This is a genomic window from Sphingobium sp. WR1 (assembly GCF_059693745.1).
In genome coordinates, this window is sequence record NZ_JCATID010000008.1 from 26,390 (window position 1) to 51,999 (window position 25,610).

Here is a 25,610-nt window from a genome sequence, read left to right on the forward strand (position 1 = left end):
CATGCCCAAGATTATTGATGCCAAGGTCATCGTCACCTGTCCCGGCCGTAACTTCGTCACCTTGAAGATCATCACCGACGCGGGCGTCTACGGCCTGGGCGACGCGACGCTCAACGGCCGGGAACTGTCGGTCGCCAGCTATCTCACCGACCACGTCATTCCCTGCCTGATCGGCCGGGACGCGCACCGGATCGAGGATATCTGGCAATATCTCTACAAGGGCGCCTATTGGCGTCGCGGCCCCGTCACCATGTCGGCGATCGCGGCCGTCGACACGGCGCTGTGGGACATCAAGGGCAAGGTCGCGGGCCTGCCGGTCTATCAGCTTCTGGGCGGCGCGAGCCGTGAGGGCGTGATGGTCTATGGCCATGCCAACGGTACGACGATCGAGGACACGGTGAATGTCGCCCTCGAATATCAGCGGCAGGGCTATAAGGCGATCCGCCTCCAGTGCGGCGTACCCGGCATGGCCTCCACCTATGGCGTGTCGAAGGACAAATATTTCTACGAGCCGGCCGACGCCGACCTGCCGACCGAGAATGTCTGGAATACCAGCAAATATATGCGCGTCGTGCCGGAGTTGTTCAAAGCCGCGCGCGAGGCGCTGGGCTGGGACGTGCATCTGCTGCACGACATCCACCACCGCCTGACCCCGATCGAGGCGGGGCGGCTCGGCAAGGATCTGGAGCCTTATCGCCCCTTCTGGCTGGAGGATGCGACCCCGGCGGAAAATCAGGAAGCCTTCAGGCTGATCCGCCAGCACACCACGTCGCCGCTGGCCGTCGGCGAGATCTTCAATTCGATCCATGACTGCCGCGAACTCATTGAAAACCAGCTGATCGACTATATCCGCGCGACCGTGGTCCATGCCGGCGGCATCAGCCACCTGCGCAAGATCGCCAACCTGGCCGATCTCTATCAGGTCCGCACCGGCTGCCACGGCGCGACCGACCTGTCGCCGGTCTGTATGGCCGCCGCGCTGCATTTCGACCTCAGCGTGCCGAATTTCGGCATCCAGGAATATATGCGCCACACGCCGGAAACCGACGCGGTCTTCCCCCATGCCTATACATTCGCGGACGGCATGATGCATCCGGGCGACAAGCCGGGCCTTGGCGTCGACCTCGATGAGGAACTGGCCGCTAAATATGAATATAAACGCGCCTTCCTGCCGGTGAACCGGCTGGAAGACGGCACCATGTATAATTGGTGATCCCTTGTTCCACCCTCGCTCATCATCGTCATCCCCGCGCAGGCGGGGATCCATCTCCCAGCATCGCGTCTGGGGATGGCGTTGGAGATGGATTCCCGCCTGCGCGGGAATGACGACATATTTTGGGAGAGGATAATGACCAACGCCATCCCCAAACCCTCCGGCAAAATCCGCTGGATCGTCTGCGGCCTGCTCTTCGCGGCGGTCGTCCTCAGCTATATCGACCGGCTGGTCCTGCCGACGCTCAAGCCCGATCTTCAGGCCCGCTATGGCTGGAGCGAGAGCGGCTATGCCGACCTCGCCATCTGGTTCCAGGCGGGTTACGGCATCGCCTATGTCGTCTTCGGCCGATTGATCGACAGGATCGGCGCGCGGGCGGGCTATGCGCTGGCGGTGACGCTGTGGACGATCGGCCATGTCGCCCATATCTTCTTCACCTCGACCGCCGGGATGCTGTTCGCGCGTATTCCGTTGGCGATCGGGGAGGCCGGAACCTTCCCCGCCGCCATTGCCGCGACCAATGAATGGTTCCCCAAGAAGGAGCGCGCGCTCGCCATCGGCATCTTCAACGCCGGGTCCAATGTCGGCGCGATCCTGACGCCGCTGGTGGTGCCGATCATCGCCGTCACCTTGGGCTGGCGCTGGGCCTTCATCCTGACCGGCCTGCTGACCGTAATCTGGCTGGCTGCCTGGCTCGCCTTCTACCGCCGCCCGCGCGACAAGAAGAGTCTGACGCCGGAGGAGCTGGCGTGGATCGAGACTGACCCGGTCGAGGCGCAGCGCCCGGTCAAATGGGCGACCCTGTTCCGCCATCGCCAGACCTGGGCCTATATGGCGGGCCGCTTCCTGATCGATCCGGTCTGGTGGACCTTCCTCTTCTGGCTGCCCGATTTCTTCAACAAACAATATGGCGTGAAGATGCTGGATTTCGGCCCGCCGCTGATCGCTGTCTATCTGATGGCGGACGTGGGTTCGGTGGCCGGCGGCTGGGCCTCCTCGCGCTTCATGGGCCGGGGCTGGAGCGTCAACCGCGCGCGTAAGAGCGCCATGTTCCTCGCCGCCCTGTGCGCCGTGCCCATCGCCTTCGCCACCCACGCGCCCGGCATGTGGGTCGCGGTCGGCCTTATCGGCCTCGCCTGCGCCGGGCATCAGGGCTTTTCCGCCAATCTCTACGCGCTGCCCGGCGATGTCTTCCCCCGCTGGATGGCGGGGTCGGTCGTGGGGCTGGGCGGTCTGGCCGGCGCGATCGGGGGCATGTTGATGGCGAAATTCGCCGGGGCCATCCTGGAAACGGTCGGCAGCTTTCAGCCGATCTTCGTCGTCGCGTCCTGCGCCTATCTGGTCGCGCTTCTGACCATCCATCTCATCATTCCGCGCTATCAGATCGTTGCTGCCGGTGGCGCGAGCGGCCAGGGAGCTTCATCTTGACCAAAGCCCTCCATCTTCATCCCGATCGCCTGTTCCCCTCCGACCCGGCCACGCGCGATATCGCGCGCCGGCTCCACGCCACGGTCAGGGATCTGCCGATCGTCAGCCCACACGGCCATACCGACCCGCGCTGGTTCGCCTATGACGCGCCTTTCGCCAATCCCGCCGATCTGCTGATCGTGCCGGACCATTATGTGTTCCGTATGCTTTACAGCCAGGGGGTGAAGCTGGAGGAACTGGGCGTCCCGACCATCGACGGCAGCGCGACCGAAAGCGATCCACGCGCCATCTGGCGGCGCTTCGCGACCAACTATCATCTGTTCCGCGGCACGCCCTCGCGCATGTGGCTGGACTGGGTTTTTGCCGAGGCGTTCGGCATCGACGTGCGGCTGGAGCCGGACACGGCCGACCATTATTACGACATCATCGACGCCGCGCTGAAGACCGACGCTTTCCGTCCGCGCGCTTTGTTTGAGCGTTACAATATCGAAGTGATCGCCACGACCGAAGGACCGCTCGATCCGCTCGACCATCACCGCGCGATCCGCGCATCGGGCTGGGGCGGCAGGGTCGTCACCGCCTATCGTCCCGACCCGGTGCTGGACCCGGACGATTCCAGCTTCATCGACAATGTGCGGCGTTTCTGCGCCATGGCGGGGGAGGATGCGGGCAGCTATGCCGGTTATCTGCGCGCGCATGAAAAGCGCCGCGCCGACTTCCGCGAGGCCGGCGCCACCTCGACCGACCATGGCCATCCGTCCGCCTTCACCGCCAACCTGCCGCGCGAGGAGATTGAGGCGCTCTACGCCAGGGTCACGGCCGGTCCCGCCACGCGGGAGGAAGCGGAGCTGTTCCGCGGTCATATGCTGACCGAAATGGCGCGCATGTCGATCGCGGACGGCATGGTGATGCAACTGCATCCCGGCGTCCACCGCAACCATAATGAGGCGGTGCGCGCGCGCTTCGGCAAGGACAAGGGCGCCGACATGCCGACCGCCGGCGAGTTCGTGCAGGCGTTGAAGCCGCTGCTCGATCTTTACGGCAATGATCCGCGCCTGACGCTGATCCTCTTCACCCTGGACGAGGATGTCTATTCGCGCGAACTCGCGCCGTTGGGGGGCCATTATCCTGCGCTCAAGCTGGGGCCGCCCTGGTGGTTCAACGACAGCCCTGAAGGGATGCGCCGCTTTCGCGAGCGCATGACCGAGACGGCCGGCTTCTACAATATGGTCGGCTTCAACGACGACACCCGCGCCTTCCTGTCGATTCCGGCGCGCCATGACGTCGCCCGCCGCATGGACTGCGCCTGGCTCGCCCAGCTCGTCGCCGAGCATCGGCTGGAAGAGGATGAGGCCTATGAGGTCGCGCGCGCGCTGGCCTATGACCTCGCCAAGGCGGCCTACAAGCTGTGACCCGGCTATCGCGCGAAACACTGGCCGCGCTGCCGGCCGATGTCGTCCGCCCCGCTTATGATCGCGCCGCCGTCACCTGCGGCGTCGTGCATCTGGGCATCGGCGCCTTCCACCGCGCGCATCAGGCGGTCGTTTTCGACGATGCCCTGAACGCCGGCGACCTGCGCTGGGGCATCACCGCCGCCTCGCTACGTTCGCCTGCCGTGCGCGACCAGATGGCGCCGCAGGACGGCCTCTACACCATGCTGGTGCGCGACGGTTCGGCGGAGCAGGCGCGGGTGATCGGCGCGGTCCAGCGCGTCATCGTCGCGCCGGAAGAACCGCAGGCGCTGCTCGCGGCGCTGGCCTCGCCCGATACCCATATCGTGACGCTCACCATCACCGAGAAGGGCTATAAGCTCGACCCCGCCACCGGCACGTTGATCGAGGATGACGCGCAACTAGCGGCCGACATCGCCTCGCTCGACAGCCCGCAGACCGCGCCCGGCTATCTGGTCGCGGCGCTGGCCATGCGCCGCGCGGCGGGGCTGCCGCCCTTCACCGCGATCAGCTGCGACAATCTGCCGCACAACGGCACGCGGCTGCGCGACGCGGTGATCGCGCTCGCCCGTCGCCATGACACCGGGCTGGCCGACTGGATCGCGGAGCAGGGGGCCTTCCCCCAGACCATGGTCGACCGCATCGTCCCCGCGACCACGGTGGACGACATCGCCGCCCTGTCGACCCGCCTCGGCGTAGAAGATCAGGCGATGGTCAAGACCGAACCCTTCCTGCAATGGGTGATCGAGGACCGTTTCTGCGGCCCGCGTCCCGATTTCGGCGCGGGGGTTCAGGTGACGGCGGCGGTCGCGCCATGGGAGGAAGCCAAGCTGCGCCTCCTCAACGGATCGCACAGCGGCATCGCCTATCTGGGCGGCCTTGCCTGCATCGACCATGTCCATGAAGTGCTGGCCCTGCCCGAAGCGCGCGTCTTTGTCGAAACCCTCTGGGATGAGGTGCAAACTACCCTCTCGCCGCCGCCCGAGCTGGACGTCGCCGCCTATCGCCGCGAGTTGATGGCCCGCTTCGACAATCCGACGCTCCGCCATCGCTCGCGCCAGATCGCAATGGACGGGTCGCAGAAGCTGCCCCAGCGCCTGCTCCACACCATAGCCGCGCGTCTGGCGGCGGGGCAGGGGATCGACGCCCTGTCGCTGGCCGTCGCCGCCTGGGTCCGCTGGCAGGCGGGCGTGGACGACAGCGGCGCGAGCCACAAGGTGGACGATCCCCTGGCCGACGCCATCGCCGCCGCGCTGGCCGGAGCCGCATCGACCGAGGACCGTATCGCCGCGATCCTGGCCTTCGACGCGGTGGTGCCGCCTGACCTCGCGACCAGCGATCGGTTCCGCGCGGCGCTCACCCGTTGGCTGACCATCCTCGAAGCCGACGGCGCCCGCGCGGCGCTGGCCCGGCTCTGACAGAGAAAGGGAGTCCATGTCGCCCATCCGCACGATCTTGCTGGCATCCTGCCTGCTGACCCCGACTGCGCTTGCCGCATCGCCGCGCGACAGCGTCTCGATCAGCAAGGACTGGCGCTTCACCAAGGGCGACCCGGCCGGCCTCACCACCGACCTGCGCTATGACGTCCGCCCGCCCATCCAGGATACGGGCGACGGCAAGCTGGCCGACGCGCGCCCCGACGCCGCGGTGAAGGTGGACGACAGCGGCGCGAAAGTCCTGAAACCCTGGATTCTCCCCAGCGCCAATCCATTCATCAAAGACCCGACCAGGCATCATGTCCGCCCCGCAGGCAATCCCGGCGGCGACGTGTCCTATGTGCAGGCGAATTTCGACGACAGCGCATGGACGCATGTCGACCTGCCGCATGACTGGGCGATCGCCGGTCCCTTTATCAAGGATGGCCCCTATGGCGGCATGGGCCGCCTGCCGAGCTGGGGCATCGGCTGGTATCGCAAGACGCTCGACATCCCCGCCAGTGCCAAAGGCCAATCGATCTTCCTCGATGTCGAAGGGGCGATGTCCTACGCCACCGTCTGGCTGAACGGTAAGCTCGTCGGCGGCTGGCCCTATGGCTATAACAGCTTCCGCCTCGACCTGACACCCTATGCGGTGCCGGGGGGCAGGAACCAGCTCGCCATCCGCCTCGACAATCCCGCTGCCTCGGCGCGCTGGTATCCGGGCGGCGGCCTCTATCGCGACATCTATCTCACCACCACGAACAAGGTCCATGTCGGCCAGTGGGGCAGCACCGTCCGCACGCCCAAAGTCAGCAAGGAACAGGCCACCATCGACCTCAGCCTGACCCTAGACAATGACGGCGACACGCCTGCGCAGGTGGAGGTCGCGACCGCCCTCTACGCGCTCGACGCCAACGGCAAGCGCACCGGCCGCCCCGTCGCCAGCATCGCCCGCCAGTCCGCCAGCATCGCGCCCGGCGCGAAGGCGGTGCTGAACGGCAGCACCATCCTCACCAACCCTCGCCTCTGGGGACCGCCGCCCACGCAAGCGCCCAACCGCTATGTCGCCATCTCCACCGTGACGCAGGGCGGCAGGCAGATCGACAGCTACGAAACCCGCTTCGGCGTGCGCGACGTGAAGTTCGATCCCGACAGGGGCGTGATCGTCAATGGCGAGCATATCCCCCTGCGCGGCGTCAACAACCATCACGACCTTGGCGCATTGGGCGCCGCCTTCAACGCCCGCGCGGCCGAGCGCCAGCTCGAAATATTGCGCGACATGGGCGCCAACGCCGTGCGCATGAGCCACAACCCGCCCGCGCCCGAACTGCTCGAACTGACCGACCGCATGGGCTTCCTCGTCATGGACGAGGTGTTCGACAGCTGGGAAAAGAAGAAGACGCCGCACGACTTCCACCTGATCTTCCCCGACTGGCATGAGGCCGACGCCCGCGCCATGCTGCGCCGCGACCGCAACCATCCCTCCATCATCCTCTGGAGCATCGGCAACGAGGTTGGCGAGCAATATGACGGCGAAGCGGGCGCGAAGATCGGCCGCGAACTGGTCGCCATCGCGCATGAGGAAGACCCGACCCGTCCCGCCACCAGCGCGATGAACTATGCGAAGGCGGACATGCTGCTGCCGACCACGGTCGACGTCATCAGCCTCAACTATCAGGGCGCGGGCATTCGCGGCATCGTCGGCCAATATCCCAATTTCCGCGCGAAATTCCCGGACAAGGTCATCCTGTCCACCGAAAGCGCCTCCGCCCTCTCCAGCCGCGGCGAATATATGTTCCCGGTCGCCGGCGCGATCAGCGGCCCGGTGCGCCCCTGGTCGGGCGGCAATCCCGACACGCATCAGGTCAGCGCCTATGAACTCCACGCCTCCGACTTCGGCTCCTCGCCCGACCGCGTCTTCGCCGCCGACGACCAGCATCCCTATGTCGCGGGCGAGTTCGTCTGGACCGGCTTCGACTATCTGGGCGAACCGACACCCTATTACACGTCGCGCAGCAGCTATTCGGGCATCGTCGATCTCGCCGGTTTCCCGAAGGATCGTTTCTGGCTCTATCAGGCGCGCTGGCGCCCGGACCTGAAGTTCGCCCATATCCTGCCGCACTGGACGTGGCCTGATAGAATTGGGCCTGATCGCGTCGGCCAGATCACGCCGGTCCATGTCTTCTCCTCTGCGGACGAGGCGGAACTGTTCGTCAACGGCAAGTCGCAGGGCAGGATCAAGAAGCGCGACTATGAATATCGCTTCCGCTGGGACTATGTCGTCTACGAACCGGGCGAGGTGAAGGTCGTCACCTGGAAGAAGGGTCAGCCCTGGGCGACCGAGACGATCCATACGGTGGGCGAGGCAGCCAAGCTGTCGCTGACCGCTGACCGCTCCGCCATCGCCGGCGACGGCCGCGATTTGAGCTTCGTGACGCTCCGGGTGCTGGACAAGGACGGCAATGTCGTCCCAGCCGCCAAGCAGAAGATCGATTTCACGATCGAGGGGCCGGGCGAGATCGTCGCCACCGACAATGGCGACCCGACCGACATGATCGCCTTCCCCTCGCACCAGCGGGCTGCCTTCAACGGGCTTGCGCTGGTGATCGTGAAGGGCGACCCCGCCCGAGTCGGCCGGATAGTGGTCCGCGCCCGCGCTGCCGGCCTTGCCGATGCGACGGTGGAAATCACCACGGCAAAGCGAGTGAATTGAACATATTATACCGTTACCACTGACGCAAAACGCTGCGTCTTGACAAAAAGGACGCGGCGTTTATTGAGGCAATATTGATAGCGCTACCAATCGAGGCCCACCGGAGAGTCGGGGGCAGCGCTCAGGGAGAGGGATTGACCATGTCTTCACGCAATCGCCATTTTCGCATCGCGCTGTTCGCGGCCTCCGCGCTTGGCTCGCTGACGCTGTCGCAGGCGGTGCTGGCGCAGGATGCCGCGCCGCAGGCAGATGCTGCCGCCGCCGCGCCGCAGGACAGTGACGTCGCCGACATCGTCGTCACCGGCATCCGCGGCTCGCTCCAGAGCGCGACCAACGCCAAGAAGGATGCGGTGGCTTTCGGGGATTCGATCTTTGCCGAGGATATCGGCAAGCTGCCCGCCACCAACCTCGCCGAAACGCTGAACCGGATGCCCGGCGTCCGCCTCAACCGCGACATCAATGGCGAAGGCACACAGGTCGCGATCCGTGGCCTTGGGCCGAGCTTCTCGAAGGTGCTGCTCAACGGTTCGCAGATCGCGGTCGCGTCGGACGGCAATACCAACGGCACGGGCGGCGGCAATCGCGAAGTCGATCTCGACTTCTTCCCGTCCGAACTCTTCACCCGCCTCGATCTCGCCAAATCCTCGACCGCCTCGACGATCGAGGGCGGCATCGCGGGCACCGTCAACCTGCGCAATGCGCGCCCCTTCGACAAGCCGGGCACCCATGTCACCGTGGTCGCGCAGGGCCAATATACCGACGCCAATGACAAGATCAGCCCGCGCGGCGCGATCGTCGCCAGCCACACCACCGACACGTTCGGCATCCTGGTCGGCATTGCGGGCGTGAAGACGAAGACCCGCATCGACGGCTTTGAAACCGTGGGCTGGACCGACGGCAATCTGGGCGTTGGCGACGCGGGCGGCAACAATTTTTCCTGGGCGTCGGTCGTGCCGCGCAACGCCGGCCACGGCCTGGTCGCGGGCCAGCCGGTCGATGTGGTCGCCACCTCGGGCCTGACGCGCGACCAGCTCAGCACTGCCCTCCTGCCGCGCCTTGGCCGCAACAGCCTCACCACCGGCGATCGCTCGCGCATTTCGGCGCTGGCATCGGTCGAATGGCGTCCCAGCGATGCGCTGCATTTCGCCATTGACGGCATCTGGGCCAAATCGAAGCGCGACTATGACAAGGTCAATATGAACTGGCAGGTCCGCAACTCGGGGCCGGGCACGTCCCCCCAGGCGACCGGCGGCATGATCCCCATCGATCTGACCGTCGACGACAATGGCGTCGTCACCAGCGGCACCTTCGCCAACTCCTCCTTCTTCCTGGAAGCGAGCAAGTTCATCCAGACGACCAAATTCTGGAACGTCAACCCCAGCGTCACCTGGCAGCCGAGCGACCTGCTGAAGGTCGTGGCGAACGTCAACTATTCGAAGAGCACCTTCTTCCGTGAACAGCCGACCTGGGCCTTCCAGACCACGCCGCAGTCGGGTGTCGACGTCTATTATGACAATAGTGGCGGCGATTATCCGTCGATCACCACCAATCTCGACCTCAACGATCCCAACAATGGCAGCTGGCAATGGTATCGCCAGAATGTCCAGCTGGTCCGCCGCAAGACTGAAACGCAGGGCGCGCATCTCGACGTCACCTATGGCGACGAATATCTGAACCTGAAGATCGGCGGCGCCTATGACCGCGCCAAGCGCATCGTCCGCGCCTACGACAATTCGGCGGCCTATCAGCAATCGGTCTGCGGCACCAACTGCGAGGGCCTGACCGGATCCATCCCCAACAGCCAGGTGTCGCAATATCTGACCGGCTTCCCGGTCAGCAATTTCGGCCATCTGGCGAGCGGCAGCATCGGATACACCGCCTTTGTCGTGCCCGATTTCCAGAAGATCATCGACGCCACCAACTACAACCAGTATCGCGACAGCGCACCCGAAACGCGCGGTGCGGTGACGGGCGGCGCGACCGGTGACGTGGATGAAAAGGTCTGGGGCGCCTATTTCGAGGTCAACGGCAAGACGACCTTGTTTGGCCGCGACCTCAACGTCAATGCGGGTATGCGCTATGCCCATACCGACCAGTTGGTGGTCGGGCCGAGCCAGGTCGGCACCAGCATCGTCGATATTCGGGCGGAATCGAGCTACGAGAATTTCCTGCCGTCGCTCAATGTCACCTGGGACGTGGCCGACAATGTGAAGCTGCGTTTCTCGGCCGCCCGCACCATGACCCGCCCGGAAGCGGGCAGCATCCTGCCGGGCGTGACCTTCACCGATCCTTCGGGCATCATCGCATCGGCGGGCAACCCCGATCTGCAACCCTATACTTCCGACAATTTCGACATTGGCGGTGAATTCTACACCGGCGGCATCGGCTATGTCGGCGTTGCCGGCTTCCAGAAGACGATCCAGGGCTTTACCGCGACCATCCAGCAGCAGGCGACCTTCGGTTCGCTCAACATTCCCTTCGACAGCCTGATCTCGACACAGCAGAATGCGATGCGCGACCGCGCGTCGGCGCTGGGCGTGTCGGTCGAAAATCTGCCGATCACGGTCAATCGTCCGGTCAACCTGTCCAGCCTGAAGATTCAGGGCGTCGAAGCGACCTGGGTGCAGCCGCTCGACTTCGCGGTGAAGGGCCTCGGCTTCTCGGCCAACGGCACCTATCTTAAGCAGTCCTCGTCGTCGGGTCTGGTCGCGACCGGTGTGCCGAAATGGTCGTATAACCTCCAGGGCTTCTATGAAGATCATGGCGTATCGATCAGCGTGAACTATGTCTGGAACGACAAGTCGGTCGCTGCGAACGGCCCGCAAAACAACCGCGCCGAAGGCTTGGGCAATGACGCGCGCGGTCAGCTCGACCTGTCGGCCGGCTATCAGCTGCCCTTCATGAACAAGGCGTTCCGCGTCACGCTCGACGTGCTCAACATCACCAATGAGCCGCTGCGTCAGACCTTCGGCTACGACAATGCGCCCTATTATGTCTATTATCCGGGTCGTCAGGTGCTGGCCGGCATCCGGGCGAACTTCTGATCCTCCCCCAGGAGCCACACAGGGCCGGTCGCAACGCCGGCCCTTTTTTCCTGGAACAGCCGGCGCTTCCAATGTTGGATTTAATCTGGTCTATCCTGCCGGTGCTACATTCCCGTCTCCGCCGGTCTGCAACCGCCTTCATGCAAGTGGCGCGTCGCGAGCGCGTTGCAGACGCTTCGCGGGCGCGTTTGCCTCGAATCCGCCGACAATGGTGTGAACTTCGCGGCTGTGCCCCGACTGTGACGGTGCAAAGAAAGGCGACGATGCGTCTCTCTCTTTTTTTCTGCCTTCCGCTCGCCCTCATCGCGACGCCGACCCAGGCGAAGACCTGCACGTCGACCTGGGTTGCGGGCTGGGCTTCTTCGCAATTCCGCCCCACTGGCGACGCCGAACTGCCCGCCGGAACGCTCAGGGACCGGACGCTGCGCCAGATCGTCCGCCCCTCCGTCTCGGGCGAACGGCTGCGCGTCCGTTTTTCCAATCTTGCCGGCACGCAGCCGCTCCGCATCGCCGGGGCGAGCATCGCCCGCGCCCTCGGCAGCGCCGCGCCGACGGTCGATCCCGCCACGCTCATCTCGCTGCGCTTTGACGGCGCGCCCGAAGTCGTGATCCCCGCCGGTGCGGACTATCTCTCCGACCCGGTATCGCTGCCCGCCAGGGCGCTGGACAATATCGCCGTCTCGATCCGCTATCAGGGCGAACCCGAACAGACTTCGCACCCCGGATCGCGCGCCACCTCCTGGCATCTGCCCAGCAATCACCTGACCGACGAAAAGATGACTGGCGCCGCCAGCTTCGACCACTGGTTCAATCTCGCCGCGCTGGAGGTGGAACGCTGCGCCCCGGCCCGGCTCATCGTCGCGCTGGGCGATTCCATCACCGACGGCAAAGGCTCGACCACCAACGGTAATGACCGCTGGACCGATGTGCTGGCGCAGCGGCTTCAGGCCGATCCGAAACGCCGCCACGTCGCCCTCGTCAATCAAGGCATCGGCGGCAACCGCCTGCTGAACGATGGCCTTGGTCCCAATGCGCTGGCGCGGCTGGATCGCGACGTGCTGGCCCAGCCGGGCGTCACCCACCTGATCCTGCTCGAAGGGATCAACGATCTCGGCACCCTGACCCGCGACGCGCCGGTGAGCGTGGCCGAGCATCAGGCCCATGTCGCCCGCATCATCGGCGCCTATCGCCAGATCGTCGCCCGCGCCCATGCGAAGGGGATCAGGGTCATCGGCGCGACCGTCATGCCCTTCATGGGCAATGCCTATTATCACGCCGATGCCCGGAATGAGGCCGACCGGCAGGCGGTGAATGCGTGGATCAGGGCACCGGGCCATTTCGACGCGGTGATCGACTTCGACCGCGTGACCCGCGACCCGGCGCGTCCCGACCGGCTGCTGCCCGCCTATGACGACGGCGACGCGCTCCATCCTTCGCCCAAGGGCTACAGGGCGATGGGGGAGGCGATACCTCTGAGCCTGTTCGATTAACCCACGGAGGTCAGGATTTCCCTCTCACCCGCCGGCTTCCAGCCTCCAGCACCGTCTCCATTGCTACGAAGGTCGATGTGCTGGCGACATGGGGCAGGGCGCTGATCTTCTCCCCCAGCACAGCCCGATAGCGCCTTATATCCGCCGTTCGCACCTTCAGCAGATAGTCGAAATTGCTCGCCAGCATATGGCATTCCTCGACCTCGGGGATACGCCGCACCGCCGCATTGAACTCGCGCAACGCCGCCTCCCGCGTGTCGCTCAGCTTCACCTCGGTAAAGGCGATATGGTCCATCCCCAGTTTCGCCGGATCGACGATCGCCCGAAAGCCGCGAATGACACCCGCTTCCTGCAACCGTTTCAACCGCACCTGGCATGGCGTCTTGGACAGGCCGACCAAAGCGGCGAGATCGGTGACTGTCATTCGCCCATCCTCGACCAAAGCGGCTATGATCCGCCGGTCGAACTCGTCCATTTCGACTATGATTGACTTATTCTCCATCCAATATGCCTATCATGGGCTATTTAAAAAGTCACTCCGACCAGAGGAGGGTGATTCATAAGACGGAACGAAAATCTGATCTGGATTATTCTGCTGCCATGACCGAACCCTTCGCCGCTTTCGCCCCCGCCATCCGCCAGCCCACGCCGCTGCGCGAAGCGATCACCGCCGCCTATCGCCGCGACGAGGCGGAGGCGCTCGCCCCGCTGATCGCCGCGGCGACCCTGCCGGACGAGACGCGCGCCGCGATCGCGGACACTGGCCGCACCCTTGTCACCGCGCTGCGCGCCAATCACAAGGGCAGCGGGGTCGAGGGGCTGGTGCAGGAATATGCACTCTCCAGTCAGGAGGGCGTGGCGCTGATGTGCCTGGCCGAAGCGCTGCTGCGCATCCCGGACAATGACACGCGCGACGCGCTGATCCGCGACAAGATCGCTGACGGTGACTGGGGATCGCATCTGGGCGGGGACAAGTCGCTGTTCGTGAACGCCGCCACCTGGGGCCTTGTCGTCACCGGCAAGCTGGTCGGCAGCGTCGATGATCGCGGCCTCGGCGCGGCGCTCACCCGTCTCGTCGCCCGCGCCGGCGAGCCGGTCATCCGCCGCGGCGTCGACCTTGCCATGCGAATGATGGGCGAGCAGTTCGTCACTGGCGAGACGATCAGGGAAGCACTTAAGCGCGCAAGGGAACTGGAGGCGAAGGGTTTCGCCTACAGCTATGACATGCTGGGCGAGGCGGCGACCACCGCCGCCGACGCGAAGCGCTATTATGCCGATTATGAGCAGGCGATCCACGCCATCGGCAAGGCGTCCGCCGGTCGCGGCATCTATGCGGGGCCGGGCATTTCGATCAAGCTGTCGGCGCTCCACCCCCGCTATGTCCGCGCGCAGGCCGACCGGGTCATGGCTGAACTACTGCCCGCCGTGAAGCAACTGGCGCTGCTGTCCAAGGGCTACGACATCGGCCTCAATATCGACGCGGAGGAGGCTGATCGGCTCGAATTGTCGCTCGACCTGCTGGAAAGCCTGGCGCTGGACCCGGATCTGGCGGGCTGGAACGGCTTGGGCTTCGTGGTGCAGGGCTATGGCAAGCGCTGCCCCTTCGTCATCGACTGGATCGTCGATCTCGCCCGCCGCGCCGACCGTCGCATCATGGTGCGCCTCGTCAAGGGCGCCTATTGGGATGCGGAGATCAAGCGGGCGCAGGTCGACGGCCTGCCCGACTTCCCGGTCTATACCCGCAAGGTCCATACCGACGTCGCCTATGTCGCCTGCGCGCAGAAGCTGCTCGCCGCGCCGGACGCCGTTTTCCCGCAATTTGCGACCCATAATGCCCAGACCCTGGCGACCATCTACCATCTCGCCGGTCCCGACTTCCAGATCGGCCGATATGAGTTCCAGTGCCTCCACGGCATGGGAGAGCCGCTCTACGAACAGGTGGTCGGCGCGGCGAAGCTGAACCGTCCGTGCCGCATCTACGCGCCGGTCGGCACGCATGAGACTTTGCTCGCCTATCTGGTCCGCCGCCTGCTGGAAAATGGCGCGAACAGCAGCTTCGTCAACCGCATCGCCGATCCCAATGTCTCGGTGGAGGAGATGATCGCCGATCCGGTCGATGTCGTGCGCGCCATGGCCCATCCCGGCCAGCATCATGACCAGATTGCGCTGCCCGCCGACCTTTATCCCGACCGCCGCAATTCGGACGGCCTCGACCTCAGCAACGAAGCCACGCTTGCCAGCCTGGGTGAGGCGCTGCGCCATAGCGCGACGATCCGCTGGACGGCTGCGCTCGAAGATGCTGCCGGTCCTGCCCGGACTGTGTTCAATCCCGCCGATCATCGTGATGTGGTGGGGCGCGTCACCGAAGCGACGCCGGAAGAAGCTCGCGTCGCCGCCATCCGCGCCGCCGCCTCGCTTTGGCCGACCATCCCGGTCGCCGACCGCGCCGCCGCGCTGGATCGCGCTGCCGACGCGATGCAGGCGCGGATGCCGATCCTGCTCGGCCTCATCGTCCGTGAAGCGGGCAAGTCGCTGCCCAACGCCATCGCCGAAGTGCGGGAGGCGATCGACTTTCTGCGCTATTATGCCGCGCAGGCGCGCACGACTTTCGGCCCGGCGCAGCAGGCGCTTGGCCCCGTCACCTGCATCAGCCCGTGGAACTTCCCGCTCGCCATCTTCACGGGGCAGGTCGCCGCGGCGCTGGTCGCGGGCAATCCGGTGCTCGCCAAGCCGGCCGAGGAAACCCCGCTGATCGCGGCGGAGGCCGTCCGCCTGCTGCACGAAGCCGGGGTTCCCGCCGATGCGCTGCACCTCCTCCCCGGCGACGGCAGGATCGGCGCGGCGCTGGTGGCTGCGCCCGAAACCGCCGCCGTCATGTTCACCGGATCGACCGAAGTCGCCCGCCTGATCCAGCGCCAACTCGCCACCCGCCTTTCGCCTACCGGCCGTCCCATCCCCCTGATCGCCGAAACCGGCGGCCAGAATGCGATGATCGTGGACAGCAGCGCGCTCGCCGAACAGGTGGTGGCCGACGTCATCGCCTCCGCCTTCGACAGCGCGGGCCAGCGCTGCTCGGCCTTGCGCATCCTCTGCCTGCAGGAGGATGTCGCCGACCGCACGCTGACGATGCTGAAGGGCGCGCTGGCCGAACTGCGCATCGGCCGCACCGACGCGCTGAAGGTCGATATCGGCCCGGTCATCACCGCCGAGGCGCGCGACGGCATCAATGCCCATATCGACGCGATGGCGACGCTGGGGCGTAAGGTCGAGCAGAGCGTGCTGCCGGCCGAGGCCGTGCACGGCACCTTCATTCCCCCGACGATCATCGAGATCGACTCGATCGCGGACCTCAGCCGCGAAGTCTTCGGCCCGGTCCTCCACGTCCTGCGCTTCCGGCGCGACCGGCTCGATGCGCTGGTGGATCAGATCAACGCCACCGGCTACGGCCTGACCTTCGGCCTGCACACCCGTCTCGACGAGACGATCGCCCGCGTCACCGCCCGGGTGAAGGTCGGCAACATCTATGTGAACCGCAATGTCATCGGCGCGATCGTAGGGGTGCAGCCCTTTGGCGGCTGCGGCCTGTCGGGCACTGGTCCCAAGGCGGGCGGGCCGCTCTATCTGGGGCGGCTGGTCGCCACGCCCCCGGTCTTCGCCGCCCGCATCAGCCATTTGCGCTCGCCGCTCCACGCCTTCGCCGACTGGCTCGACAGCCAGGGCGAGGGGGATGCCGCCACGCAGGCGCGCCGCACCGGCGACGCATCGGCGTTGGGCGTCGAACTGGCGCTGCCCGGCCCAGTGGGGGAACGCAATCTCTATGCCCTGCATCCGCGCGGCCGCATCCTGCTGCGCCCGGCGACACGGCAGGGGCTGTTCCGCCAGATGGGCGCCGTCCTCGCCACCGGCAATCATGGCGTGGTGCAGGGCATGACGGTTCCGCCGGGTCTGCCTGCCGAAGTCGCCGCCTGCTTCGGCACCGACGCCACCGGCCATTATGCCGCCGCGCTGGTGGAGGGCGACGCCGCCAAGATCGCGGCCACCGGCCAGTGCGTCGCCGATCTGCCCGGTCCGATCGTGTCGGTCCATGCCGACGATCATGGCCATGGCTATTGCCTCGACTGGCTGCTGGAGGAACAGTCGACGTCGGTCAACACGACGGCGGCGGGCGGCAACGCCAGCCTGATGATGATCGGCTGAGGGCGAGGGGGGCGGGCGCCCGCGTCGCCCGACGGATTTTCGCCTGACCGTCGCGGTTAACGAAAAAATAAAGGGAAAATGCGAAGACCGGGAGAAATCGGAGATCTGCCCATTTGCGCGCCCTGAAAACATTGCTGGAAAAGCGGGCGCAGCAGCCGAGCCAGGAAGCGGACGTGCGTCGCAGCCTGATCGAATCCCTCTATGCCTCGCCTGCATCGCTCACGATCGGCGCGGTGACGGGCGTGGCGGTCGGACTGGTCGTCGCCAGCCTCTCACCCGGCGGGGCAATCCATGGCGTGGTGACTTTGCTCTGCATCGTCGCGACGCTGCGCGTCATTTCGGCCGTCTTCTTCCATCGCCAACTGGTGCGCGGCACGGCCGTCGCCTCGCGCGGCTGGGAACTGGCCTATGAACTGGGCGCCTGGGTCTATGCCGGGCTGCTCGGCCTGATGGCGTTCGTGTCGCTCGTCGGCTCGGGCAACAGCGTCATCCACATGCTGACCGTGTCGATGGCGACGGGCTATGCCGGCGGTATTTCCGGCCGCAATGCGGGTCGGGTGCAGATCGCCATCGGGCAGGTCTGCCTCACCCTGTTGCCGACGGCCACCGGCCTGTGGCTCGAAGGCTCCACCGGCTATCGCGTCCTTTCGATCGCCATGGTGATGATGGTGCTGGGACTGGCTGAAATCAGTTCGACCACGCATCGCATCGTCGTTCAGGCGCTGCTCGGCAAGCGGGACAAATCGCTGCTGGCCGAAAAGTTCGAGCGGCTTGCCCGGTTCGACAGCCTAACCGGCCTCGAAAACCGGATGGCGATGCAGATGCGGTTGCGCGACATCTTCCAGACCAGCCAGAAGCGCAACGACGCCGTCGCGATCCTGTGGATGGATCTGGACCGCTTCAAGGAAATCAACGACTCGCTCGGCCATATGGTCGGCGACCAGCTATTGCGGGCGGTGGCCTACCGGCTGACCGAAGTCGTGCAGGAAAGAGGCAAGATCGCGCGCTTCGGCGGCGACGAATTCGTCATCATTTGCCCCGACACCGACAGGGTGACGGCCGCCGGCATCGCCCAGGAACTGATCGCCTATTTCGCCCATGGTTTCGACCTGGGCGAAAATCATCTCCAGGTGACAGCCTCGATCGGCTATGCCGTCGCGCCGCAGGATGGGCGCGACATGGACGAGCTGATGCAACATGCCGATCTGGCGCTCTATGAAGCCAAGGGGGAGGGGCGCAACCGTTCCGCCAGCTTCAACTGGTCGCTCAAGGAGCGGTTCAACCGCGTGCATGAAATTGAAACAGGCCTGCGCCGCGCGCTCGATGCCGGCGAACTCAAACTGCTGTTCCAGCCGATCGTCGACCTCGCCACTGGCGAGATCGACGCCTGCGAAGCGTTGCTGCGCTGGGATCATCCGGTGCTGGGCGCCATCCCGCCATCGGAGTTCATTCCGATCGCGGAAAACATCGGCATGATCGAGGCGATGACCGGCTGGGTGCTGCGTCAGGCCTGCATCGCCGCGGCGTCCTGGCCAGGCGAAGTGCGCATCGCCATCAATATCTCGCCCGCCTCGCTCAAGTCGGCGGAACTGCCCGGTTATGTCATCGCCGCGTTGCTGGAAACCGGCATTTCCGCGCGTCGGCTGGAACTGGAAGTGACCGAATCCATCTTCCTGGACGATAGTGGCCAGACCAATGCCATTTTGCGCGAATTGCAGAGGATCGGCCTGCGGCTGGCGCTCGACGATTTCGGCACCGGCTATTCGTCGCTCTCCTATCTGCGTTCCTACCGTTTCGACACGCTCAAGGTCGACCAGAGCTTCATGGCGGGGGTCAGCGCCAATGCCGAGGACCGCGCGATCGTCCACGCCATCGGCAAACTGGCGCGCGACCTGTCGATGGATACGGTGGCCGAGGGGATAGAGACGCAGGACCAGCTTCGCCACGCGCGCGAAGCCGGCTTCACTAATGTGCAGGGCTATCTCTTCAGCCGCCCCGTCGTGAGCGAACGTATTGCCGAGATGATCGCCGCCGGCCCGCTCGAAGGGGCCGAGCGCCCGGACCCGGTCGTTCACACGCGCCGCCGCCGGGCCTGACCATCGCTGTTCATCGCGTTTCGCGCCCGCGGGGACCGACGCGGACGGCTTTCCGAATATCTCAGGGTCCTAGCGCAGCCGGGTTTGCGCGGTCGCCAGCCGCCGCATCATCCGCAGGTCGCGATCGGACAGCGACAGGGCCGTCTCGGTCCAGATTTCGACAATGTCGGTCAGTTCGGTCAGCGTCATCGGATTGACCCGCCGTCCGGCGCGGTTGATGCCGACATAGCCGGCATGGTGCGACATATGCTCGCTGATCCAGCGCGCCGTCGCCTCCTCCCCATCGCCGGTGTCGACCACTTGTGTGACGATCCCCATCTCGAACATCTCGTCGGCGGTGTAGATGCGTCCATCCGCGAGCATCTGCCGCGCCAGCACCGGGCCGACCCTGCGCTGGAGGATCGAATAGGCGCCCATGCCGGGGAAGAGGCCGAACAGCACTTCGGGCAGGCCGAACCGGGCTTGCCGCTCCGCGATGATGACGTCGAAGCACATCAGCGCTTCCAGCCCGCCGCCCAGCGCATCGCCCTGGGCCAGGCCGATATTGATGATGTTCATGTCGTTGCAATGCCAGATGCGATCGACGATCTCGCAACAGGCGACGCCATATTTCAGCAGCGTCTCGCGGTCGCGCCGCTGGATGCATTCGGCGAACATCTCCAGATCGCCGCCCAGGTTGAACACGCCGGGGAAGCGCGACCCCAGCACCATGAACTTCAACATGCCGCCCTTGTCGCCGAAAACCTGGCGGCTTTCGCGCTGCCACGCCATCGTGTCGCGAATCAGGCCCATGTTGGAGTTGGGCCGTTCGAGCGGCGTCATGAACGCCCAGAGCGTCGCCAGTTTCTCATCCCAACGCACGTCGATCTGCCCCAGGTCGAACAGAGTCGACTGGCGCATCGCGGCCGCGAGCGGCGTTTCCGTAACGGCAGGCGAGATATGGTCGCCGCTGTCGCCAAAATGGTCTTCGGAGACGGCTTCGGCATCATCTCGCGTCGGACTAAAGCGTCCTGAATCAATCATCTGCGCCCCCAATTTGCTATTCCGAATGAACGGATCAGGCTCGCCGGCATGATGCAACCAAGTGACCAATTATTGACAGGCCATTAACCATTTTTATTGGAGACTGTTGCAGGGAGGTCGCCGCAAATTGGCCCAAAACGGAGACGATGTGACGCGAATGCCACATAAATTTTTTCAGCCATCCGCAGAGGCCAGGCTCAGGGCTTTGTTAACCTTCATTATTTATTCCCGTCTCCATGATCGAGCCGCGCCCTGAATCGCCCCGCGTCATCCTTGCCCTGCACGATGAGCAGGGGGAGCCATGGCCGCTTCATCTGTCCGCCGACTGTCTGCGCTTCGTTGGACCCTATCGCCGCGTCCAGGGCTTCAACATCGATGCGATGGCATTGTTCGAAGGCGTGCGCCGGGCCGGCTGAGTCGCGCGCCGACCGGCCATTCTTGTGCGCGACGCTGTTCGCCCGTAGAGCGCCGGCATGACAAAGCCTCGTTTTTCCTTTTCGATCAGCGCAATTGACGGCAAGGCGCGCACCGGCGCGATCCAGATGCGCCGTGGCGAAATCCGCACCCCCGCCTTCATGCCCGTGGGCACCGCCGCCACCGTGAAGGCGATGCGTCCGGCCGAAGTGCACGCGACCGGCGCCGACATCATCCTGGGCAACACCTATCATCTCATGCTGCGGCCGGGCGCGGAGCGCATGGCGCGGCTGGGCGGGCTGCACGGCTTCATGGGCTGGGAGCGGCCGATCCTGACCGACAGCGGCGGCTATCAGGTGATGAGCCTGTCCGCCCTTACCAGGATGAGTGAGGAGGGCGTCGCCTTTTCCAGCCATATCGACGGGTCGAAGCATATGCTGACCCCTGAACGCTCGATGGAAATCCAGCGGCTGCTCGACAGCGATATCGTCATGGCGTTCGACGAATGCACTAAAAATGGCTGCACCCATGACGAGGCCGCCAGGTCGATGGAACGCTCGATGCGCTGGGCGAAGCGCTCGCGCGACGGCTTCGACGCAGGCGGCGATCATGCGGAACGGGCCGCCCTGTTCGGCATCCAGCAGGGATCGCTCGACGAAGGACTGCGCCGCATTTCGGCGGAGAAGCTGATCGAGATCGGCTTTGACGGCTATGCCGTGGGGGGCCTCGCGGTGGGCGAAGGGCAGGAGGCGATGTTTGCCACGCTCGACTTCGCGCCGGACATGCTGCCGCAGGACAAGCCCCGCTACCTGATGGGCGTGGGCAAGCCCGACGATATCGTCGGCGCGGTCGAGCGGGGCATCGATATGTTCGACTGCGTGTTGCCGACCCGATCGGGCCGCAACGGTCAGGCCTTCACCTGGGCCGGTCCGCTCAACATCCGCAACGCCAAGTTCGCCGAGGATCTGGGGCCGCTCGATCCGCGCTGTGAATGCCCGGTCTGCGCGACCTGGAGCCGCGCCTATCTCCATCATCTGGTGAAGGCGGGCGAGATGCTGGGCGCCATGCTGATGACCCAGCACAATATCCATTTCTATCAGGCACTGATGCAGGGCCTGCGCGACAATATCGCTGCCGGCACGCTGGCCGGCTTCACCGCCGACTTCCGCCGCGATTATAGGCGTGTCTGACGGTCGGGGATGATCGTGATGGCGATGGCGAAAGACCCCGACTCGCCGTCCTGCTCCAGCGGTGCGCGCAACTGGCGCGACAGGCCGGTCAGCACGCGGCGATATCGGTCATCCAGAAGATCGGTCATCGCCTCGGATTCGCTGAGGCCCGCTGATCGAACCTCCAGCACGGCGCGATTCTCCGCGTCGGCCTGCTGCTGAACCGAAATCCGCATCCCGCCCTGCGGCGCGAGCTGCATCGCCAGTTCCACAAGTTCCGTCACCAGGAAAGCGACCGGCACGGCCACGTCCTGGCTGATATGCAGGTCGTCACTGTCGATCTGGATGCCGAAGCGGCGGGCATCGGACGGCGCGGTGCCGCGCAGGCTGGCGGACAATTCGCTGATCAACGGGCGCACGCCGACGCCGCGATTATCCTCCAGTTCGGCGAAATGGTTGCGATGCACGACCGACAGCGCGTCGACGCGACGCTGGATCGACGCATAGGCCTCGACCGCTTCGGGATCATGAGCGGAGCGGGCGTGCAGATTGATCAGGCTGGCGATGATCTGCAGGTTGTTCTTGACCCGGTGATGCACCTCGCGGGTCAGCTTGCGCTGGGTGTCCAGCCCTTCGGCCATTTCCGCCTCATGGGTGGCGACATCCTCGCTGATCTCGCGGAACGTATCGCCCAGCGCCACGATCTCCTGCGCGGGCGTGCGCACCCGCCGCATCGGTTCCAGCACCTCGCCGGGATGATAGCTGGCGACCGCACGCCGCAGCAGCACCAGCGGGCGGATGAGCAGGCGGTTGACCACGAACCAGCCGATCGCGGCTGCGGCGAACCACATCACCAGCGGCAGGAAGAGGGACAGGGTGCGCGCCAGCGTTGCGGGCGGATCGCTTACCGTCATGGTCAGCACGATGTCCGGCGGATCGATGCGGGCGGACAGGCTGGTTTTATGGCCGTAGATGAGTGGGGCACTGGGGCGGCTGATGATCAACTGACTGTCGCCCTGACGCAGGCTCAATTGCCGGTTCTGAAGCGCTGTGGCGGGATCGGCGACGCTCTCCAGATGGAGCCGCGAATAATAGACGAGGCCCACCAGCCGATTGTCGCGACTCTTGATCCGGGTCACGAGATAGGGCGTGTCCGTCAATATTTGCGCCGGCGGCCCCGTGAAGCGTTCGCGCGGGTCCAGCCCATCCGGCTCGGCCCGGCGGGATCCGCATATCCGCTTGCCAGCCCGGTCATAGATATAGAAAAGCCCGCCTTCGGCGTCGTTGGATGTCAGGAACAGGTCCAGCCGGTCGCAAATACGGGTATCGAGGGCATCCAGGCCATTGATGGTCAGCTGGATCGCCGTGCGGTCGGATTGCAGGTCGGCGGTCATCTTGCGCGCGCTCTGCGTGACGGCGACGCGCAGCAGCGCCTCTTTTTCCAGGTCGGCCGTGCGGATTGCCTGCAATGACGCGATCAGCGCGATCAGGCCGAGCGGCAGGAGCGCGAGCGTCAGGATGAGGAACATCTTGACGCCGGTGGAGCGGAAGAAGTTGGCAAGCGGTTCCGTCAGCGACCGGGCCGCCGGAGGAAGACTGCCCCCGGTCATGATGACGTCAATCCAATTTGCTCAAAAGATCCAGCATTTCCGCGGGAATATCTTCGTCCACCGCACGCTGGTAGACGGTGCGCAACACCTGGGACACATGGCCTTCATTCTTGGCGCTGGCGCTGCGATTCTTGCGCGAAGGCGATTTCGCGCCTTTCCCGCCTTCTCCCGCTGACCGTCGTTCCGTTGTTGAAGAAACCAAAATCTGCCCCTTTGAAGCAATCTCAATCACGCCGGCCTGCCCGTATTCGCGGGAATCGCGCGGGACGTCAATTCATCGTCCCGTATAATGGCTGCGAAATTCACGATATCGTCGAAAAAACCATATGGCTGCGAAACAATTTTGCGCTTCGATGGTTCCGATACGCGAAGCGTTTTTTTGACGCCACCGGCCATGGGCGGGACGAAGGGGGGCGGGGGGTTGCCATCGCAGCATGGACATTCCATCCTTCCTTTCCTCCGTCCGCGGGCCGGAGAGTGTTGGCCTGTTATCGGGCAGGGAGAAGATTTGACGATGTCGCTTGGACAGAAACTCCACCCCCATCTTCCGTTTCTGCGGCGCTATGCCCGCGCGCTGACGGGCAGCCAGGCGCATGGCGACGCCTATGTCCGCGCCACGCTGGAGGCGATCGTCGCTGCGCCGGAGGAGTTTCCGTCCGACGTCGATCCGCGCCTTGGCCTCTACAAGACTTTCCACGCCATCTGGTCCTCCTCGCATCTGGACGATGTGCCGCTGACCGCCGGCGACGGGCGTGAGGCGATTGCCCAGGCGCGGCTGGGCCGCCTGACCCCGCTGCCGCGCCAGGCGCTGCTGCTGACGGCGCTCGAAGGCTTCACGGTCGATGACGTCGCCTATCTGGTCGGTCTGGACGGCGCCGATGTCGAGGGACTGGTTGAGGAAGCCTTGACCGAAATCGAGGCGCAGACGCGCGCCAAGGTTCTCATCATCGAGGACGAACCGATCATCGCGATGGACATCGAAACCATCGTCCGCGACCTTGGCCATGAAGTCACCGCCATCGCCGTCACGCGCGAGGATGCGGTGCGCGAAGCCATGGCGGAGCGGCCGGGACTGGTTCTGGCCGACATCCAGCTCGCCGATGATTCGAGCGGTATCGACGCGGTGAAGGATATTCTCGCGGAGATTTCGGTGCCTGTGATCTTCATCACCGCCTTCCCCGAACGCCTGCTGACCGGCGAACGGCCGGAGCCGACCTTCCTCATCACCAAGCCATTCCAGCGTGCGACGGTGAAGGCGGCGATTTCCCAGGCGCTCTTCTTCGACGAAGCGACGGCGCCCGCCTGACCGCCCTTTTGCGGACAGGACGGAACTCCCGGTCGACGGTCGCGTTAATGAACCGTAACGATCGGGAGACGTGCCATGGTTGACCATGAACAGCACATCGCGACCGACAAGGCTCGGGCAGGCTCCAAGGAGCATGTCGTGCGATATGTCCTCGGCATCTCGCTGGCTCTGGCAGTCATCGCGATGCTGGCCCTGCTCTGGATGTGATCCCTGGATGAGGCCTTTGGATGTGTTTGGGCGTGGACGGGGCGCAGGGTTTTGACGATAAACGGTTTAGGATACGGGCGCATTTATGGCTTTGACGACGTCGGTTCATGCGACGAGGGCGACAGCCAGCACGGGGGTTGTTCCCATGAATGAAGACGTTGGTGGCGCCGAGGAGCGGGCCGCACTGTCGGATGCGGATTTCAAGCGCGAGCTTGCGGCCGTCATCCCTCATCTGCGCGCATTTGGCCGCTCATTGTCAGGGAACCGCGATATCGCGGACGACCTGGTTCAGGAAACCCTGTTGAAGGCATGGGCGGCGCGGGCGCGTTTCCAGGCGGGCACCAATATGCGGGCCTGGACCTTCATCATCCTGCGCAACCATTATCTTTCGCAGATGCGGCGCTCGCGTTTCCGCGGCGACTGGGACGATCTGACGGCAGACCGCATCCTCGCGGCGCCGGCGGGGCAGGACAAGCATGTCGAACTCAGCGACATGCAGCGCGCCCTGCTGCAATTGCCCCAGCCGCAGCGCGAAGCATTGATTCTGGTCGGGGCGGGCGGTTTCGCCTATGAAGAAGCGGCGGAGATTTGCGGCGTCGCGGTCGGGACGATCAAGAGCCGCGTCGCGCGCGGCCGGGCCGCGCTGGAGCAGATATTGGAGAATGGCGATCTCCCCTCGCGCCGCAGCCAGGTCACGACCGATTCGGCGGTGCTTGACGAGATCATGGAGGATGTCGATCGTCTGAGCCGCGGCGTCGAAAGCCATTCGGACGAAGAGGACTGACGATCGGAACGCTTCGGCATGGCGCTTCGCAGTCCCAGGGAGGAGAG

Annotated in this window: 18 protein-coding genes; 14 read left to right on the plus strand and 4 right to left on the minus strand. The window is 65.0% G+C overall.

All coding sequences use genetic code 11. The features are described from left to right. Nucleotide 1 precedes the first annotated feature (1 nt). The 7 genes from manD (at nt 2) to AC58EF_RS11715 (ending at nt 12,757) form a co-directional block, all read left to right on the plus strand. Nucleotides 2-1,213 (plus strand): D-mannonate dehydratase ManD, encoded by a 1,212-nt coding sequence (gene manD, locus AC58EF_RS11685; protein WP_497276414.1) that lies wholly within the window; start codon nt 2-4, stop codon nt 1,211-1,213. Nucleotides 1,214-1,348: 135 nt separating this feature from the next. Beyond that, nucleotides 1,349-2,641 carry an MFS transporter gene (locus tag AC58EF_RS11690; protein WP_497276415.1) on the plus strand — a complete coding sequence of 431 codons (1,293 nt, stop codon included), beginning with the start codon at nt 1,349-1,351 and terminating at the stop codon, nt 2,639-2,641. After that, nucleotides 2,638-4,053 carry a glucuronate isomerase gene (gene uxaC, locus AC58EF_RS11695; RefSeq protein ID WP_497276416.1) on the plus strand — a complete coding sequence of 472 codons (1,416 nt, stop codon included), beginning with the start codon at nt 2,638-2,640 and terminating at the stop codon, nt 4,051-4,053. The genes AC58EF_RS11690 and uxaC overlap by 4 nt, the downstream gene beginning before the upstream one ends. Continuing rightward, the gene (locus AC58EF_RS11700) at nt 4,050-5,510 is read left to right on the plus strand and encodes a mannitol dehydrogenase family protein (RefSeq protein WP_497276417.1); all 1,461 of its coding nucleotides are present in this window, start codon (nt 4,050-4,052) and stop codon (nt 5,508-5,510) included. Before uxaC ends, AC58EF_RS11700 begins: the two co-directional genes overlap by 4 nt. A 16-nt stretch (nt 5,511-5,526) precedes the next feature. Further along, nucleotides 5,527-8,223 carry a beta-galactosidase GalB gene (gene galB, locus AC58EF_RS11705; protein WP_497276418.1) on the plus strand — a complete coding sequence of 899 codons (2,697 nt, stop codon included), beginning with the start codon at nt 5,527-5,529 and terminating at the stop codon, nt 8,221-8,223. 140 nt (nt 8,224-8,363) lie between these two features. Continuing rightward, on the plus strand, nt 8,364-11,267 hold the full coding sequence (locus tag AC58EF_RS11710; RefSeq protein ID WP_497276419.1) for a TonB-dependent receptor: 2,904 nt from the start codon (nt 8,364-8,366) through the stop codon (nt 11,265-11,267). 263 nt (nt 11,268-11,530) lie between these two features. Continuing rightward, nucleotides 11,531-12,757, plus strand: coding sequence for an SGNH/GDSL hydrolase family protein (locus AC58EF_RS11715; RefSeq protein ID WP_497276420.1), 1,227 nt, complete (start codon nt 11,531-11,533; stop codon nt 12,755-12,757). A gap of 10 nt (nt 12,758-12,767) precedes the next feature. On the opposite strand, the gene AC58EF_RS11720 is transcribed toward AC58EF_RS11715, so the two are convergent. After that, complete coding sequence (locus AC58EF_RS11720; RefSeq protein WP_497276422.1) at nt 12,768-13,259, minus strand: Lrp/AsnC family transcriptional regulator; 492 nt, start codon at nt 13,257-13,259, stop codon at nt 12,768-12,770. Between the two features lie 98 nt (nt 13,260-13,357). Here AC58EF_RS11720 and putA point away from each other — a divergent pair, with 98 nt between their 5' ends. Both putA and AC58EF_RS11730 read left to right on the plus strand, forming a co-directional pair. Further along, complete coding sequence (gene putA / locus AC58EF_RS11725) at nt 13,358-16,954, plus strand: trifunctional transcriptional regulator/proline dehydrogenase/L-glutamate gamma-semialdehyde dehydrogenase (protein WP_497276424.1); 3,597 nt, start codon at nt 13,358-13,360, stop codon at nt 16,952-16,954. A gap of 113 nt (nt 16,955-17,067) precedes the next feature. Beyond that, nucleotides 17,068-19,050 carry a putative bifunctional diguanylate cyclase/phosphodiesterase gene (locus tag AC58EF_RS11730; RefSeq protein ID WP_497276426.1) on the plus strand — a complete coding sequence of 661 codons (1,983 nt, stop codon included), beginning with the start codon at nt 17,068-17,070 and terminating at the stop codon, nt 19,048-19,050. 69 nt (nt 19,051-19,119) lie between these two features. Here AC58EF_RS11730 and AC58EF_RS11735 read toward each other — a convergent pair whose 3' ends face one another. Then, a complete protein-coding gene (locus AC58EF_RS11735; RefSeq protein ID WP_497276427.1) occupies nt 19,120-20,073 on the minus strand; it encodes a crotonase/enoyl-CoA hydratase family protein in 954 nt (317 codons plus the stop codon). A 236-nt stretch (nt 20,074-20,309) separates the two neighbouring features. Between AC58EF_RS11735 and AC58EF_RS11740 the strand changes: the two genes are divergently transcribed. Further along, complete coding sequence (locus AC58EF_RS11740) at nt 20,310-20,489, plus strand: hypothetical protein (protein WP_497276429.1); 180 nt, start codon at nt 20,310-20,312, stop codon at nt 20,487-20,489. A 57-nt stretch (nt 20,490-20,546) separates the two neighbouring features. After that, complete coding sequence (gene tgt / locus AC58EF_RS11745; protein ID WP_497276430.1) at nt 20,547-21,677, plus strand: tRNA guanosine(34) transglycosylase Tgt; 1,131 nt, start codon at nt 20,547-20,549, stop codon at nt 21,675-21,677. Here the strand turns inward: tgt and AC58EF_RS11750 are convergent. Next, nucleotides 21,662-23,185, minus strand: coding sequence for a sensor histidine kinase (locus tag AC58EF_RS11750; protein WP_497276571.1), 1,524 nt, complete (start codon nt 23,183-23,185; stop codon nt 21,662-21,664). The two genes, tgt and AC58EF_RS11750, sit on opposite strands and share 16 nt — an antisense overlap. Before the next feature lie 88 nt (nt 23,186-23,273). Next, nucleotides 23,274-23,498: a NepR family anti-sigma factor gene (locus tag AC58EF_RS11755; RefSeq protein ID WP_497276431.1), complete on the minus strand. Its 225-nt coding sequence runs from the start codon at nt 23,496-23,498 to the stop codon at nt 23,274-23,276. A 282-nt stretch (nt 23,499-23,780) separates the two neighbouring features. On the opposite strand from AC58EF_RS11755, the gene AC58EF_RS11760 reads away from it, so the two are divergent. The 3 genes from AC58EF_RS11760 to AC58EF_RS11770 all read left to right on the plus strand — a co-directional run bounded on the left by AC58EF_RS11760 (nt 23,781) and on the right by AC58EF_RS11770 (nt 25,563). Beyond that, the gene (locus AC58EF_RS11760; RefSeq protein WP_497276572.1) at nt 23,781-24,572 is read left to right on the plus strand and encodes a response regulator; all 792 of its coding nucleotides are present in this window, start codon (nt 23,781-23,783) and stop codon (nt 24,570-24,572) included. A 75-nt stretch (nt 24,573-24,647) separates the two neighbouring features. After that, the gene (locus tag AC58EF_RS11765; protein WP_497276432.1) at nt 24,648-24,779 is read left to right on the plus strand and encodes a hypothetical protein; all 132 of its coding nucleotides are present in this window, start codon (nt 24,648-24,650) and stop codon (nt 24,777-24,779) included. A gap of 145 nt (nt 24,780-24,924) precedes the next feature. After that, a complete protein-coding gene (locus AC58EF_RS11770) occupies nt 24,925-25,563 on the plus strand; it encodes a sigma-70 family RNA polymerase sigma factor (protein WP_497276434.1) in 639 nt (212 codons plus the stop codon). Nucleotides 25,564-25,610 lie beyond the last annotated feature (47 nt).

What these genes read in the sequence shown, in the direction of transcription:
- AC58EF_RS11735 (WP_497276427.1), bottom strand. Translation starts at nt 20,073, where the DNA reads ATGATTGATTCAGGACGCTTTAGTCCGACGCGAGATGATGCCGAAGCC.
- putA (WP_497276424.1), top strand. Translation starts at nt 13,358, where the DNA reads ATGACCGAACCCTTCGCCGCTTTCGCCCCCGCCATCCGCCAGCCCACG.
- tgt (WP_497276430.1), top strand. Translation starts at nt 20,547, where the DNA reads ATGACAAAGCCTCGTTTTTCCTTTTCGATCAGCGCAATTGACGGCAAG.
- AC58EF_RS11750 (WP_497276571.1), bottom strand. Translation starts at nt 23,185, where the DNA reads ATGTTCCTCATCCTGACGCTCGCGCTCCTGCCGCTCGGCCTGATCGCG.
- AC58EF_RS11740 (WP_497276429.1), top strand. Translation starts at nt 20,310, where the DNA reads ATGATCGAGCCGCGCCCTGAATCGCCCCGCGTCATCCTTGCCCTGCAC.
- AC58EF_RS11690 (WP_497276415.1), top strand. Translation starts at nt 1,349, where the DNA reads ATGACCAACGCCATCCCCAAACCCTCCGGCAAAATCCGCTGGATCGTC.
- galB (WP_497276418.1), top strand. Translation starts at nt 5,527, where the DNA reads ATGTCGCCCATCCGCACGATCTTGCTGGCATCCTGCCTGCTGACCCCG.
- AC58EF_RS11765 (WP_497276432.1), top strand. Translation starts at nt 24,648, where the DNA reads ATGGTTGACCATGAACAGCACATCGCGACCGACAAGGCTCGGGCAGGC.
- AC58EF_RS11770 (WP_497276434.1), top strand. Translation starts at nt 24,925, where the DNA reads ATGAATGAAGACGTTGGTGGCGCCGAGGAGCGGGCCGCACTGTCGGAT.
- AC58EF_RS11720 (WP_497276422.1), bottom strand. Translation starts at nt 13,259, where the DNA reads ATGGAGAATAAGTCAATCATAGTCGAAATGGACGAGTTCGACCGGCGG.
- AC58EF_RS11710 (WP_497276419.1), top strand. Translation starts at nt 8,364, where the DNA reads ATGTCTTCACGCAATCGCCATTTTCGCATCGCGCTGTTCGCGGCCTCC.
- AC58EF_RS11715 (WP_497276420.1), top strand. Translation starts at nt 11,531, where the DNA reads ATGCGTCTCTCTCTTTTTTTCTGCCTTCCGCTCGCCCTCATCGCGACG.
- AC58EF_RS11760 (WP_497276572.1), top strand. Translation starts at nt 23,781, where the DNA reads ATGTCGCTTGGACAGAAACTCCACCCCCATCTTCCGTTTCTGCGGCGC.
- manD (WP_497276414.1), top strand. Translation starts at nt 2, where the DNA reads ATGCCCAAGATTATTGATGCCAAGGTCATCGTCACCTGTCCCGGCCGT.